The following is a 16,014-nucleotide window of genomic DNA, read 5'->3' as shown; positions in this document are numbered from 1 at the left end:
TTTTAGAATGATGTATTAAATCCTAAGATAAACTGACGAGCTTGTGGATAGAAGCCGTAATCAATACCTCCACCAATGGCATCACCAGAGGTAGCTGAAGGGTCATAACCTTTGTACTTAGTAAACGTAAAGGCGTTGTTTACTGAAAAGTACACGCGGAAGCTTTTCATCTTCACACTCTCCAATACCGATGCAGGAATCGAATAGCCCAACTGTATATTCTGAACGCGCAAGAATGAGGCGTCTTCTACAAAGAAACTTGAGAATAAATTATTGGTAGTTGCGCCTGTGGTTACACGAGGCACGCTATTGCTGGTGCCCTCACCACGCCAACGGTCAAGATAGGAACGATGGCGGTTTACGTTAGGTTGTGAACGCTCGTAGTTGCGCACCATCTCTTTGTCGAGCTCAGCATACATATAGGTCGAGAAATCAAAGTTTTTATACTTAGCATTGAGGTTCAAGCCCATATAGTAAGTGGCGGTAGGTTTACCCAAATAAGTACGGTCTTTAAAATCGATTACTCCGTCGCCATTCACATCTTTATACCTGATATCGCCAGGTTTGGCAGGAGCCCCTAAGGCAAGTTGTGAAGGGTGCGCATCTACCTCAGCTTGGTTTTGGAAGATACCATCGGCTTGCAAACCATAGAAGTAACCCATAGGTTGCCCTACTTCCATACGTGCAGGTGCTAACTGACCAACGCTGAACGCTCCTCCTTCTGGAATCACATCGCCATTGATTGAGACCACTTTGCCGTCCAAACGAGTAATGTTATAGTTAAAGCCCCAAGAAAAAGGTTTGGTTACATCACTTTTATAACCTAACGCCACCTCAAAGCCTTTATTTTGAGTATTACCAGCGTTCACAGTAGGGTTTGAAGCCCCTGGTGCAGCCGTTCCTATAATACCTGAGACAGGGAAATTAGAGATGAGCAAATCGTTGCGGTTTTCTATAAAATAATCGAATACTAACGACAAGCGGTTGCCAAGTGTATTGAAGTCAAAACCGACATCTAACTTTTCGGCTACTTCCCATTTGGCACTTGGGTTTGGCAATTTGCCTACAGCTTTTCCGCGCACTATTTTTCCGTTAAACACGTACACAGCCTCCCCGTTCAAAATTGCCTTATAAAGGTTTTTACCGGCATTGTTACCGAGTGTACCGTAACTACCGCGCAATTTGAGGAAGTCTATCCATTTGCTGTCTTTCAAGAAGCCTTCATCGGATACTTTCCAACCTGCTGTTACTGATGAAAACAAGTCGGCGCGGTTGTCTTTCGGGAAGTCTGAAGAAGCATCACGCCTAAGCATCGCCGATAGCAAGTATTTGCTCTTATAATCGTATTGCAATCTACCAAAGAAAGAGGTAAGACGCGAATCGTTCATATACGAGTTATCAGTTTTGCTGTTGTTAGTGCCTGTAGTAAGCCCTATATCAGCAAAATCCCAAGAGTTATTAGGCACATCGTAACCCGTAGCACTGAGTCCACTGCCCCAGTTCCGTTGCGCACTGGTTCCCACAGTGAGTGAAGTGTTGTGGTTTTTCCAGAAAGTTTTGTTATAAGTAGCAAAAGTCTCCCACGTATAAGCGTGCGTTTCGTTCTTTTCCTGAGTTACCGTACTACGACTGCGGTTGAAGATTTTGCCCGTACCAAAGAAGCTCAGCGGTTGAAAATCTTTCTTCTCATCACTATACGTTTTAAACCCGATACGCGAAGTGAGGTCTAAGCCTTCTATGAGATTATAGCTCAACTGGAAATTCCCCTCCAATCCATTGCCGTCATACTGATTATAGGTATTGTCTATTTGTGCCAAAGGGTTAATCACCTCATTACCCAAAAAGCCCGTTAAATCCTCATCGTGCAAACCGTAAGTAGGCGAGAAGTTCAAAGCGTTGAAAAGCACTGCTCCCAAGCCGTTTTCCTCAATGGTTTTGCGCTTGTTGTTGTAATAATTGGCAGTGAAGTTCATCTTAAGTTTTGGTGAAATATCAGCTCCCAAACTCACTTTCACGTTATTGCGTTTAAAGTTGGATTTTTCAGGGGCTACAATACCGTCTTGGGTAAGATGTGATGCCCCTAAGTAATAACTAAATTTCTCACCTCCACCCGAGATACTAGCTGTCATATCTGAAATAACAGAATTCTTAAACACCTCGTCTTGCCAATCAATGCCTTTGCCTAAAGAAGCCAAATTGCCAAAAGGCAACGCCTGTCCGTTGGCAGCATAACTCTCGTTGAGCAAGGCAGCATACTCGGTAGCGTTCATATAATCCAACTTTTTGGTAGTTTGCTGGATACCACTGTACGAGCTAATTTTTACTTCCAAAGGTGTGTTTTTGCGTCCACCCTTAGTAGTTACGAGTACTACCCCATTCGCCCCTTTGATACCGTAGATAGCCGCTTGAGCGTCTTTCAATACAGTAAGACTCTCAATATCCTCGGGGTTGATACTGTTCAGTGCCCCTTCGTAACCGTCGATAATTACCAAAGGCTCGTTGCTACCGTTAGAACTCACTCCGCGAATGAGAATGTTTATCTTCCCTCCAGGTGAGCCCGAAGCCTTGTTTACGCTCACCCCTGAGGTAGTACCTTGTAGGGCAGTAGCCGCATCCACAGGCTTTAGTTCGGTAATGGTTTTAGCATCTACTACTGATACCGAACCTGTTACGTCTTTTACCTTTTGAGTGCCATACCCGATAACTACCACTTCACCGAGGGTTTGGGTATCTTCTTTCAAGGTAACGTTCAGCGCATTGCCATTGTTCACAGTGATTTCTTGAGTGATGTAACCCACATACGAAAACACCAGAACCTGACCTCTCTTCACATTGTCTAAGGCAAAATTCCCTTCGAAATCGGTAGAGACCCCGTGGGTAGTGCCTTTTACAACCACCGAAACCCCCATCATCGGACTGTTAGGAGCTTCTTTCACATTTCCTTTTATGTTATAAGTTTGTGCCACTGCCAAACTCGTACATAAAAATAGCAACATTGGTAAAATAAATACTTTCATCTGAATTGCTCTTTTTAAATGGTATGTTAATGTATTATATTAGGTTTAACTTGTTTGTAACTTGCTCTTTTCTTTCCTTTACTTTCGCCTCACAACCTATTACTGATATTACTGGCATTGTTGTATTATATTATTAATCAACTATTTATACACCCTTTCTATACCAATCGTCCAAGATTCGTATAAGCTTCCTATAAGCTCTCTATAAGCTAAGTCTATCATCTAGTAAAAATCCCTCTCTTTTTTGGATAAAGTTAAGAATAATTTTCGTGCGCTTTCGTTCTTTCTTTCCCCGTGGTAACTTTTGATAAGTTTTATCTCAAAAAGGATAAATTATGGTCTTAATTTCAAAATAACAAATCACCTTTTTCAGTTGGTTTTGCCTCCAAACTTTGTCAAAGCCTCTAAAACTACATAACTAATAATACTACTTACTGTCCCTAACTTAGCCTAAACTTTAATCCTTCACTAATTTTATACTTTTAATCAGTATTATTGGTATTTCTGATATTAACTCAGTATTACCTTCTCTTTCTTTTATTTCTCTTTCAATCACGCAACAAAGATAAACGCAATTATTCAACACGCAAAATATTTTACCTATACAAAAAATATACAAGGAGTATTTTTAACGTAAATGTATAGCTACTATTAATTAGAATTGAAAAACAACCCTCTGTTAATCTTATATTTAAACTCATATATAAAAATTCTATGTAAAGGTAACAACAAATAGAAAACACCTCTTAAAAAGAGGTGTTGTATAGGTAATGTATATATTTTTTTAAGAAAAATCCATTTACGTTTTCTACTCGCTCGTACGACTCACATCTGCCTGTGCGGCTCGCACCACTAATCATTAATCATTAATTTAGAGCTTTAGAATATAGTCAGTAAGGTTCTGGTTGCGCTCTAAACGCATCTTTTTGCGTAAGCGGTAGCGCTTTATCTCTATACTTTGGGTAGAGATGTTCAGTAGTGGAGCAATTTCTTTACTCGAAAGGTTCAAACGCAGGTAAATACACAGTTTAATATCATTAGGAGTAAGGTCAGGGTGAAGTGATTTAAGCCGATTAAGGAAGTCGCGGTCAGTTTGATTAAAGATTTCTTGAAAATGCTCCCAGTCACCTTCGCTGTTAATATTATCTTCCACAATATGCAATACCTGTTTGCTATTACCACTGCTCAAAAGTGCCTCTTTGATGCTCATTAGCAGTTCATTCTTGCGCACGATGTTCATCGTAGTCACCGCCAACTCGCGGTTCTTGCTCTCCACTTCACTATGGAGCTTATCGTTTTGGAGTTTCATTACCGTGCGGTCATTTTCTAATTGCAATAGGGCGAGTTCTTTCTCTTTTTCTTGTTCTACCTTCTTCTTATGACGCTTGTAATGAACTCTATACACTCGGTGAATTATAAAAAGCAAAAGCAGTAAGAGTCCTATATAGGTAGCTATCATCACATTAGTGGCATACCAAGGCTTTTCAATTACAAAGTGAAAAGTACACGTATTGGTCGAAACAGCATTTCCCACTCTGGCTCTTACCAAAAAGGTATAATCACCCGCAGGCAGATTATCAAACTGCACACTTGCCTCCTTGCTCCAGTCGCTCCAGTGCTCGTAAAGTCCTTCCAATTTATATTGATATACAGTTTGAAACATCGCATTATAGGCAGGTACACTATAGCTAAAACGCAGATTGTTTTGGTTATGTGCCCAGCGGTTATCAGTACTATTAAGAGCAATAGGTTGCCATACGCCTTCCACTTTGCTTTTATCTATATGGTCTATATGCACCTCATAAGCGGTATGGTGCGACGGATTAAACACAAAATCCATAAAGCCGGTGCTCGTACCTAAAAGGCAATCACCTTCTCGGTACTCATTGAGGTTCTCAAAACCTACCAAATCCTTGCGAAAAGTAGCCGAGAGAGGCATCTTTTTCAGCTGAAGCGCCTTGTCTAACTTACCCTGACTCACCTTCACTATATTGTATTGGGTAAAAAACCACAATCCGTCCTCTTTACCCCGTAACATAGTGCCCGATAAGTAGGCATCTTGGTCGAATAGCCGATGGGTAAGGCTTTCATCTTGCACAAACTTACGTGCGGTAATATCATATTTAAACAAGCCTTTTTCAGTAAAATACCAAATCTCATTGCGGTATTTAGCAATCGCCGACTTGCGCCCCATTGGAGCAGAAGTCTCTTTGTGCACTTGGAGTACTCTGGTAAAATCAGGGGAGAGTTGCAACCGGAACACGCCTTTGTACTCGTGGCTTACCAATAGTTCAGTAGGCGAAATAAACTCAAAAAACCTACTCGATACGTTGAATCCTGTTATCTTATTGCGGTATTGCCAACACCCTTCTTTCAGTTCCAAAAGGTATAAACCTTCATAATTGCCTTGCAAGAGCCAATTAGGGTGTCTTTCCACAGGTTTAATATCCCAAGTACCCAAAAGATTACACACCAACTGTGCACGATGGTTGTTTATCACAAACGTACCTGAATTATGCCCACAAAACAAAGTGCCTTGTAGTTCTTTCAGTTGCCACACTTGCCCTTTAGTCCCTTCAACCAACTGAAATGGCTGACCTGCTTTCAAAGGAAAGGACGCATAAAAAAGCCCCTGATTGGTACCCAAATACAAATCACCTTGGTAAACAATAGAGGTATAAACGGCTCCTAGCACTCCTTCGTTATCTTTATACTGGCGGAAAGGCGAAAAGAAATTCACCATACTAATGCCATTGTCTAAGCCTAACCACACATTGTGTTCTTTGTCCTCGAAGATAGAAAGCACCGTGTTGTTTTGCAAGCCTTGTTTCTGATGAAGGTGCTCCCACAGTTGTCCTTCTGGCGATAATCGGTATACACCATTGGCAATCGTCCCCAGCAAGATAGAACCGTCAGAGAGTTGTTCGCAACTATAGATATTTAAAGAAGAAGTAAGCGCCCCAGTACTCACTTGCCAAGGTCTCACCTCAGCAGGTGTTCCTTCGTAAATGCCTTTGTCTTGGGTAACAAATAGAAACTTACCTTTATAGGGGAAGATATTAATAACAATATGCTCACGGAAAAGAGATGCTCCCGAACGCAACTCTTCTTTACCATTCACAAGAGCAAAAAGCCCCTCATTCATCTTTTGAAAGAAGATATGCTCGCCCACTTTGAAGATTTTAGGTAGGTTGTTTTGCGAATGCACAATGTGAAAGCGGTCGTGCTGAGAGTCGTAAATATAAAGTTTGTGCAACGACTGGAAGAGTACCCAATGGTCAAAAAAAACAATTTTCCATACCTCTTCGTCTTCTATATCCTTAGACGGCAAGCGTTTACTTAGTGAAGTGTATTGCAAACGGTTGAAAGCATCTGCTTGCCAATAACCAAATTCAGCAAAACCTCCCGTATAGATAGTGTTACCTTTGGCGTTTACGGCGCGCACTATAGCTCCATTGGGCAAGGGGTAATGTTGCCATACCACCCCATTGAACTCCAATAGACCTATATTGTTAGCAAAATATATCTTTTGATTTATCGCTTGACATATTTTCCAATTCTGACTCTCACCCGAGTATACCGAAGGAGCGTAGTTATAGATAGGTGGCAATAACTGAGCGTGTATCGTCCCTACAAACCACCCCATCAAAACACACAGAAAAACACGCATACGCATAAGGTATTAAAGTTTAGTTGCTGGCAAAGATAACTATTTTATTTTGAATATTCCAAAAAACATCCTCTATTTTCAATGAAAGTCTCTTTTCGCATATTTCTCCCTCATCATTCGTCTCTGAATTGGTATTATTAGCATTTTTGGTATTATTGTATTAAAATTGGTATTCTTTATTTTTAGTCATTAATCAAACAAAGGGCGATGTTCACACATCGCCCTTTGTTAAAACCCAATTTTCAAAACACTGTTAGTAATAAACTTCTGGTTAGGTTAGATATAAGATAATGCTGGGCTTTACCTTTTATCTTTTTTACTGCACCTTAAAATTTAGTTTTTTGAGTCCTTGTTGTACTTCGGGGCAACTCATAAACAGTTTCCAAATGAGACCCGTGCGGTGGTTTTCTATCATCGGGGCAATAGTGAGCTGGTCGATAGCCAAATAACGCTTAGGATACCATACCGCTTGCTGGCTGAAAGCGTCGTAAAAGCCGTATTTACCCCAAATAGTATCGCCCAAATCGTAATAGAAATGCTTGAGCGCAGCCATAGATTCTTGGGGCGTATAAGGGAAACTGGAAAGTGCAGCGGTAGGTGCTATCACCCCTAAATCGTTACTAGGGCTGTGGGCTGAGTACCCTTTCACTGAATAACTGGCGGTAAGTCCCCAGCAGTTCGCCCCATAACCTTTATAACCTTTGGGGTTTTCTAGGCAATATTTGTAGTTGATAAGGGTGTGATTGCGATTCAAATCCCAATAATTGGCATAATCATCACTGAGCCCTTTGGGGTTCAACCCTATGTACGAATAATGTGCCCAAAATAGCGGACCTCCGTATTGTTCTGCTCCGTTGTGTTTGAGAATCAATGGCAAATTGTAAGTTACTTGAGTGCTTTTAATAGCTCCTCCGCGTGCCCAACCGTTGTGATAAGCCGAAGCAGGAATGGTGTGGGTTGGCGAAGAAGCTGCCAAAATATAGGTAATCAGGCACTCGTTATAACCTTTCAGAGGAAAATTCATCTGCCAAGCATAATCAGGACTCCAATGCCAATAGAGCACATCTTGTCCGTTTAAGTACCAATCCCATTCCATTTCACGCCACAGTTTATCAATGCGCTGGGCTAAGGCTTTTTCGGTATCGTTGCCATCTTTGAAATACTGACGTACACAAAGCAATCCTTGCATCAAGAAAGCACTTTCTACAAGGTCTCCCCCATTGTCTTTTTGTCCGAAAGGTTTGGTTTTACCCGTACGCCCGTCTATCCAATGCGACCATACACCGTGATAACGGTCGGCTTTCTCCAAGAACGTTACGATTTTAGTAAATCTCTCTACTGCTTGTGCACGAGGGATAAAACCGCGTTCTACCCCTACCAATAGCCCTGCAATACCAAAGCCCGACCCCCCCGTAGTGATGATATGAGCATCATCGGAAGGCACGTCCATATGATTGCGCTCAGGGGCTAACCCCGAGTTAGGTTCGGCTCCGTCCCACATATAGTTGAGGTGCGAACGCTGAATATAATCCAAGAAAGCATCGTCGGAAGCAAATTCCATTGGACGGTTCTTTTCAACAGGTGGTTTAGGGGTAGGCGTATTACCCCCTTTCTTACTGTCCTTACTGCAACTGCACGACGCGCAGAATGCAATAAGAAGCACAAAAAATGTTCTGTTTATCTGTTTGAAATGCTTCATATTTTGTATATTTTTCTATTTTAACATCAATTCAATATAATATTAATACTGATTTACAGTTATATTTATATTGCAATCTGTGCAATTTAGCAACATCAGCTACTTATCTCCCCGCTAGCGCAAGCTTGTAGCTCGTGCTCCTATCCATCACTAATTTCCCCCTTTGAAGGTATCCAGCGACAGCTGGGTATGTACCCCACAAGAGCGGAGTATGTGAGTAGGGGGAGGTTTGTCTCCTTTTACAGCTTGTCCCCTTTCGGGGGTTCGGAGGCTTACCAAATAAATGACTCGTCACATTCCCCCTCATTGAAGGGGCTAGGAGGAGGTTTCTTTTGATTTTCCGTCGCCACATTCCCCCTTTGAAGGGGGCTAGGGGGATGTTTTCCCCTAGTGCCTATGGCCTAAGGCCTATCACCTATTCCTCTTTCTTTCGCCTCGAAACCCCGTTTTTAACATTTTTTACATCGCTGTATTATACTATGAGTCAATAACTTATATACCCTTCCTATACCAATCGTCCAAGATTCGTATAAGCTTCCTATAAGCTCTCTATAAGCTAACCCCACCCTCCTTACAGCCTTTTTTCGCCAAAATCTCTCTTAACTCTCTTCCGAACTTTTCCGTTTCCTTCCGATAGCTCATATATGTCACTTTTAAGGATATACACTTTGCCAAAGTTTTTACCCGTGTAGCTCACACTGCCTGTGTGGCTCGCACCTCATTTCCCTTACCTAAAACTCCATTCTAAAAAGTCTTTGGTGTTAAAAGCAGGGTGCCAAGCGTTGTGATTAGCTCCGTAGAACTCTATGTATTCTACTTTCTTGCCAGTGCTTTTCAACGCCTCATAGGCTTCGCGCGAGTAAGTCACCGGTATCACATCGTCAATATCACCGTGATAGAAACGGAATTTTGTCTTCCCTTTGAACTCACGCATACGCTCTATATTAGTCGCCCCACATATAGAAACAGCTTTGTCAAACGTATCGGGGAAGCGATACACCATATCCAAAGTAGCAATCGCACCCATCGAAATGCCCATAATGTACACTCGTTTAGGGTCGATAGGATATGTAGCCAAAGTCTCGTCTAAAAGTTCCTTCACCAACCGCAAATGACTGGTAATAGGAGCGTCCTTTGGTAGAGGATTACCGCTTTTGTAACCTTTTTCAGGACGCTTTTCAAGCGACCAGTAGGCACCCTCAGGGCACTGCGGAAAGAGCACAAAACAAGGGTATTTATCTCGGTTTGCAGGATTGCTAAACACTGTACCCCCATTGCGCAACTGACTTTCATTATCGTTCCCTCTTTCGCCAGCTCCGTGCAAGAAGAGCACCAAAGGGTATTTCTTGCCTTTCTCCATTTTTTTAGGTTGAAGAAAGCGATAAGGCATACTGTTCTTTTGCTTATCCACATATACGCCTTTGGTATACGCCTCATTCTGAGCACTGATACTGATGCTGTAAAGAAAGATGATAAAAATTATTAAATATCTATTTTTCACTTGCTAATGTTTTTATCTGAACATCATTAATAGGTTCATTAAAGAAATAAAACTGGTCTAACTGACCTTTGTAGAATCCTGCCCATCCTTGTGCACCAGCTCCAGTGGTGAGCGGAGGAGTAGTTTGAAAAGGAAGCGTTCCTATTACAAGAGTACCTAAGTTGGGGCACGCTATGCCTCCCAAAGTCTTAAACTCTTGCGAATGTACCTCTGCTCCATTCCGAAAAATAGTAAACTTACCTGTGGTAGCATCATAACGAAAGACCAAATGTACCCATTTGCCTAATGTTTCTGGGATTATCTTATCTACCCAACCATCTTTGGTACCGTTGCTCAAATGCAGTTTAAAACGTCCATTGGTTTGTGTTGAATTACCTGGCTCCATAAATAGGTCTATATAACTCCAAAAACCTTTGTTATTAGTTAAAGAAAATAATCCTGTTGCCTTAGTAGGTTTTTCGGCATTCATCCAAAAAGCGATAGAAAAACTACCTAAGTTACCCAATACATCGTGCAACGATTTACCACCATTAAGTGGAGTAGTAGGAGGCGTGATAAGTATATAGCTATTATCAGCTCCTTGATAAGCTTTCTTTACTTTTCCTTGTGTATAAGAAGCATTTCCTACTACTTGAGTAGTTGCTTTATACACACTCATATCCTCACTATTATCTTCAAAAGTAAAAGCTAATTTAGGCTTTACATAGTCTAAGATAGGAGGTTGCTTTGGATAATCAAACGCAGGGTCTTGGTCTAAGTCTTGGAAACAGCTGGTAAGGGCTGTCAGACTCACCATAAAACTGATATATAATACATATTTTTTCATTGTAGTAAATTTTAGATTTTCAACTTAGCCGAAGTTTGAAACTTTGGCTAAGTTTAGACCTGTTATCTCAATTAATAATTAGGGTTTTGAACGAGTACTCCATTAGAACGGTCTATCTGTGTTTGTGGTAAAGGAAACAAACGATGTTTTACTTGATAAGAGGCTTTTCCTGCATTATGAAGAGTTTCTACATCTATATCCCAACGTACTAAGTCATAAAAGCGGTCAAACTCCATACCCAGTTCTACACGGCGCTCGTGACGAATAGCCTTACGCAAATCACTTTGATTGGTGGTAGTAACAGCAGGAAGCACAGGGGTGCTACTAGTTCGTCTTGCACGGGCGCGCACTTGTTCCAAGTAGGTAAGGGCTTCGGCGCTGTTGCCAAGCTCATTAGCTGCTTCGGCAGCCATTAAGAGTACATCGGAATAACGAATAAGGCGAATATTGAACCAATAACCAAACTTGCTATTGGTGCGACGCAAAGCAGGATCAGTATATACTTTCTTGTTGTAATACTTATTCACTACATCATTATTAGCGATAGGCTTTTCGCCATAGGGTGTATTAGGCTGCATAGCGTTAGCTTCTGCTATATTTTTAGCAAAATAAAGCAAGGTTTCATCTTTGCGAGGGTCACCTGCTTCAAAAGCATCAGCTAAGTATTGAGTAGGACAGTTGAAACCCCAACCGAAATCCCATTGTCCAGAACCGCGTACTCCTTGTACTTGGGCAAAAGTACTTCCTACTTGTTCTGCTCCGTATGCCTTATCAAAAGTGCATTGCAATTCAAAAATAGAACCGGGTCCATTCTCGCCTGTCTCACGGAAAATCTTATTGTAATCGGCACTTAGATTATACAATCCTGAGTTAATTACATCCACAGAAGCGGTATACATTTCTTGCCAATTACTACGCATCATATAGGTGCGAGCGTGCAGGGCGCGAGCAGCTCCCCAAGTAAGGCGTCCTACAAACATCGTAGGCCACATACGCGGTAAATCGCGCTCGGCAATAGCGAGGTCAGCATCAATTTGTGCGTAAATGTTTTCTAGTGATGCTTTTGGTTTATTGGCTTCATCTCTACTTTTCACCGAGAAGTTAATAAGAGGTACTTCACCAAAGGCGCGCACCAAATTGAAAAAAGCATAAGCACGGAAGAAATGAGCTTCTCCTCTGTTAACTTTATCTGTTTCTGCCAAAGAGGCTTGATTGGCATTATTAATCTTATCAATTACGGTATTGGCTGCGAAAATCAATTCATAGTTTCCGTCGTAATACAGTGATACAAGAGCATTGGTAGCTACGTAATTGAATTCGTCTACATTCTTAGAATCAGCTGAGTCTCCTGCGTTAGAGCCTTTTTCGGCATCTTCACTGCGGAAGCTGTGTACCGCCAAAGCTGGCAATCCTGACGTGATAGAAGAAGCTCGTATTTTACCATACATCCCGAATACTTCGGCTTCATAAGTACCAGCTGCTCCTTTTTGTTCTCCTTCATACCATTCGCCTTGAGGCTCTTGGTCGAACTTGTTGCAATGGGTGAAGAGGGCAACACTTGTTACCATTAATCCTATTGCTATAATATGGTTTATTTTCTTTTTCATAATTGTTAATTAAAAAGTGATATTTACACCGTAAGTAATAATCATTGGCATAGGGTAGGTACCCGTATCGATACCAAAAGATAAGGCACTACCTCCTATTTCAGGAACATAGCCTGTGTTTTTATGCCAAGTTTTAAGGTTTTGCATATTGGCATAGAAGCGCAATTTCTGTACTCTTAGACGTTGTAATACGTCTTGTGGCAAGCTATAGCCTAACTGCACATTGCGCAAGCGGAAAAAGCTACCATCTTCTATATAGTATGAAGAGTTCATACGATTGATGGGGCGACTGTTATCTACAATAGGCTCCCAGTTAGAAGTACCTTCGCCGTGCCAACGGTTCAAGCGGTGTGCTTGGTAGTTAAGAGTCGCATAACCACTTTCGCCCCAACCGCGATAAATTTCGTTGCCATAAGCTCCCATAAACTCTGCTGAAAGGTCGAAGCCTTTGTAGCCGAGATTGAGACTGAAACCATAGGTAAGGTCTGGGGTAGGGTTACCTATCATCTCACGGTCTTTGGTGTTTATCACGCCATCACCGTTGAGATCGGCAAATTTAAGGTCACCAGGTTTAGCTCCAAAAGAATTTACTGGAGAATTGGCAATGTCCTGATAATTTTGATATACACCAATCACTCTGTAGCCGTAAAAATGACCAATAGGATAACCTTCCAAGCTACGCGCTACGTCGTTTGGACCACTATAAACGGCATACTCAGCATTACGACCTAATGAAAGCACTTTGTTATCAATAGTGGTAATATTGGCACTTACACCATAACTAAATCCGCTTTCTTTGAGTTGGTCTTGCCAAGAGGCTGAAATCTCCCAACCTTTATTCTCTATCTCTCCGAGGTTCTCCAAAGAGTTTTGTGTACCTGCAAGGCTAGGCAGATTTACAATAAGGTCTTTAGTTTTCTTATGATAGTAGACAGACTCTACACTGAGACGATTACCTAAGAAACGAAACTCGGCACCGGCTTCCCACGCATAGGTCTTTTCCCAACCTAAGTTTTGTACTAAATAGGCAGGTACATAGCCTGTAATAATACGGTCGCCAAAAACAGCACTACTTGAACTTACTAATCTAGGGTAAAGAGGGTAGTCATTGCCTGTGTTTTGGTTACCCAGGACGCCCCAAGAACCTTTTAGTTTGAGATAATCTGCTACTTTTTGTTTTTTCATAAAGGCTTCTTCACTGAGTACCCAACCTGCCCCAAAGGAGTAGAAGTTGTCCCACGTATTACCCAAGCGATGAAATACTGAAGCTCCATCACGGCGATAAGAAGCGTTGAGCAAATAACGATTGTCGTAATTATAAAGAGCTCTAAGAAGGTAAGACATAGTAAAACGTCTGTTTTGTGAAGAACCATTAGAAGAATTCTTAGCTCCAAAAGAAGAAAGCCACCATTTATCGGTATTGCCGTTAGGAGAAAAGATAATATCGTCCATATGCTGACTACGCGCTCCATTTAACTTAGAATATTCTTTATAATCAGTAGTAAGCCCTGTCATTGCATTGAGGTTGTGTTTTCCCCATTGCTTTTTAAATGAAAGTATGTAATCTTGCTGAGTGCGCAAAGTGGTTGCCTTAGATTGTGAAAGGGTTTCATACTGTCCTCCTATGTGTTTTTTATCGCGAGTTAAAGGACTATACACATAGGTAAGAGGGTCGAATCTGCGTTCTTCGTGCACGTTATAATCGGCGGAGAAAGTGGCTTTGAAAGTAAAGTCTTTCAAGAACTTCAATTCTCCATAGATGTTCCCTGTTAAACGGTGAATAGAAGCTTTGGCATTATTAGCTTGTTCTTCTACACGTATCATAGGATTGTATACCTGTGCATTTTGGAAGTTAGGCATATCGTAAAACAAACCTGTATTTTCATCTTTCACAGGGGCAATAGGAACCGCTTTGAGCGCTGCTTCTACACCGCGTCCGTCGGCAGGGAGGATACGTGAGCCGTTAGCTTGGAAACCAAAGCGCAGAAAGTCGGTTACGTTGTAATCGCTGCTGAGGTTGAGGGTGAGTTTAGAGAGCTTTTCGTGCTTGATAGAGCCTTCTTCATCGGTATAGCCTGCCCCCATATAAAAGCGCCCCTTCTCGCCTGAGCTAGCTACGCTCACGTTATGATTGGACACCCACGCACGGCGGAAGATTTCATCTTGCCAATCGGTATTAGCTTGCCAATGGGTATAATCAAACGGATTGGCGCCTTTATTGGCTAACTCTTCGTCATAAAGAGTTTTAAAGCCTTCGGCATCAGTCATTGCAACACGGTCGTTGATGATTTTTAATCCTACGGAAGAATTGATATTTACGATGGTTTGTCCTTTTTTGGCTTTCTTGGTAGTAATGATAATCACCCCATTGGCACCACGAACCCCGAAGATTGCGAGGGACGAAGGGTCTTTGAGGATTTCCATAGACTCGATATCCTGCGGGTTGAGGTAGTTGATATTATCGGTAAAGAGCCCATCGACTACGTACAGAGGTGTATAGCCGTTGATAGAGTTTGTACCGCGGATACGAATTTCGGGGTCTTGTCCTGCACGCCCTGTATTGACGATTTGCACCCCAGCTACCTTCCCTTGGATAGAGGCTAAGGGGTTGGTAGACGGACGGTCAGCAAATTCATCGGTTTTAAGACTGACAATAGAACCTGTAAGGTCTCGTTTCTGAGCTGCCCCATACCCAATCACTACTACTTCTTTGAGCTCTTGGGTATTTTCTCTTAAAGTAACATTAATGCGGGAGCGTCCTGCTACTTTTACATTTTGGGTCTGCATACCTACGAAGCTGACTTCTAAGACGGCATTGGAGGGCACATTGGGAAGTGTATAGTGCCCTTCGAAGTCGGTAGAAGTACCCTGGGTAGTACCCTTTACAATTACGTTTGCTCCTGGAATGGGGTTTTTAGTCCCTTCTTCATAAACGGTACCTTGTACGGTAATTTGCTGAGCGTGCAGGGTAACGGTTAGAGAAAACATCAGGAAGAAAAACAATATTTTCTTTATTTCCATATGTTGTTGATTTTTTTTCACCGCAAAATTGCTAAAAGTTTCTTTTGTCTCCAAAAAAAGAGCTACGTCAAAACTACTACAATGAAAAATTAACGAAATGACGTACTACGTCAAAAGTACTACAAGAAAATGCAATATTTTGATTGTTAGATATTTCTGAGAGTAAAAAAGAATAAAAAATTGAGGGAATTAGAAAATGAGAGAATTAGAAAATGGGTAGTGATAAAAAAGGTTTTTGACAGGTCTGGCTTGTCAGACAAATTGGACTGGTTAGGATTTTCGGAAGGAAACGGAAATTTTCAGAAGGAGACTAAGGGGTCTTTTGATGAAAAAAGGCTGTAAGGAGGGTGGGGTTAGCTTATAGAGAGCTTATAGGAAGCTTATACGAATCTTGGACGATTGGTATAGGAAGAGTGTATAAGTAGTTGACTCATAGTATAATACAGCGAGTATAAAAATGGTAAAAACAGGGTTTCGAGGCGAAAGAAAGAGGAAGAGGCACTAGGACTTAGGCCATAGGCAATAGGGGGGATATGACGGAAAAGAGAACGAATGACGAGGAACGAATAACGAATGACGGAGGTAATAGGGGAATGTAGCGACGGAAAGGTAAAAAGTAAAGCGAAGGTAGGAGAGAGATGTAGTGAACAATATAGCAAAAAAGAAGAGGTAA

General features: G+C 41.6%; 7 protein-coding genes. All 7 read right to left on the bottom strand.

Features of this window, described 5'->3' with window-relative positions; all coding sequences use genetic code 11:
* Positions 1-2 precede the first annotated feature (2 nt).
* The 7 genes from HMPREF1528_RS02530 to HMPREF1528_RS02500 all read right to left on the bottom strand — a co-directional run bounded on the left by HMPREF1528_RS02530 (position 3) and on the right by HMPREF1528_RS02500 (position 15,341).
* Positions 3-3,017 (bottom strand): SusC/RagA family TonB-linked outer membrane protein, encoded by a 3,015-nt coding sequence (locus tag HMPREF1528_RS02530; RefSeq protein ID WP_016478519.1) that lies wholly within the window; start codon positions 3,015-3,017, stop codon positions 3-5.
* A gap of 871 nt (positions 3,018-3,888) precedes the next feature.
* A complete protein-coding gene (locus tag HMPREF1528_RS02525; protein ID WP_034567774.1) occupies positions 3,889-6,693 on the bottom strand; it encodes a triple tyrosine motif-containing protein in 2,805 nt (934 codons plus the stop codon).
* A gap of 310 nt (positions 6,694-7,003) precedes the next feature.
* Positions 7,004-8,386 (bottom strand): glucoamylase family protein, encoded by a 1,383-nt coding sequence (locus tag HMPREF1528_RS02520; RefSeq protein ID WP_016478516.1) that lies wholly within the window; start codon positions 8,384-8,386, stop codon positions 7,004-7,006.
* A gap of 727 nt (positions 8,387-9,113) precedes the next feature.
* Positions 9,114-9,887: a prolyl oligopeptidase family serine peptidase gene (locus tag HMPREF1528_RS02515; RefSeq protein WP_016478515.1), complete on the bottom strand. Its 774-nt coding sequence runs from the start codon at positions 9,885-9,887 to the stop codon at positions 9,114-9,116.
* Complete coding sequence (locus tag HMPREF1528_RS02510; protein WP_016478514.1) at positions 9,877-10,713, bottom strand: LamG domain-containing protein; 837 nt, start codon at positions 10,711-10,713, stop codon at positions 9,877-9,879. Before HMPREF1528_RS02510 ends, HMPREF1528_RS02515 begins: the two co-directional genes overlap by 11 nt.
* A 71-nt stretch (positions 10,714-10,784) precedes the next feature.
* Positions 10,785-12,320 carry a RagB/SusD family nutrient uptake outer membrane protein gene (locus HMPREF1528_RS02505; RefSeq protein WP_016478513.1) on the bottom strand — a complete coding sequence of 512 codons (1,536 nt, stop codon included), beginning with the start codon at positions 12,318-12,320 and terminating at the stop codon, positions 10,785-10,787.
* Positions 12,321-12,329: 9 nt separating this feature from the next.
* On the bottom strand, positions 12,330-15,341 hold the full coding sequence (locus tag HMPREF1528_RS02500) for a SusC/RagA family TonB-linked outer membrane protein (RefSeq protein ID WP_034567772.1): 3,012 nt from the start codon (positions 15,339-15,341) through the stop codon (positions 12,330-12,332).
* Positions 15,342-16,014: the final 673 nt, after the last annotated feature.

The organism is Capnocytophaga sp. oral taxon 336 str. F0502 (assembly GCF_000411575.1).
Taxonomy (GTDB): domain Bacteria; phylum Bacteroidota; class Bacteroidia; order Flavobacteriales; family Flavobacteriaceae; genus Capnocytophaga; species Capnocytophaga ochracea.
The sequence above is the reverse complement of the archived record's forward strand: the minus strand, read 5'-3'. Positions and strand labels throughout refer to the sequence as shown.

Coding starts and splice junctions, on each gene's coding strand:
- HMPREF1528_RS02530 (WP_016478519.1), bottom strand. CDS start 3,017: ATGAAAGTATTTATTTTACCAATGTTGCTATTTTTATGTACGAGTTTG.
- HMPREF1528_RS02525 (WP_034567774.1), bottom strand. CDS start 6,693: ATGCGTATGCGTGTTTTTCTGTGTGTTTTGATGGGGTGGTTTGTAGGG.
- HMPREF1528_RS02520 (WP_016478516.1), bottom strand. CDS start 8,386: ATGAAGCATTTCAAACAGATAAACAGAACATTTTTTGTGCTTCTTATT.
- HMPREF1528_RS02510 (WP_016478514.1), bottom strand. CDS start 10,713: ATGAAAAAATATGTATTATATATCAGTTTTATGGTGAGTCTGACAGCC.
- HMPREF1528_RS02505 (WP_016478513.1), bottom strand. CDS start 12,320: ATGAAAAAGAAAATAAACCATATTATAGCAATAGGATTAATGGTAACA.
- HMPREF1528_RS02500 (WP_034567772.1), bottom strand. CDS start 15,341: ATGGAAATAAAGAAAATATTGTTTTTCTTCCTGATGTTTTCTCTAACC.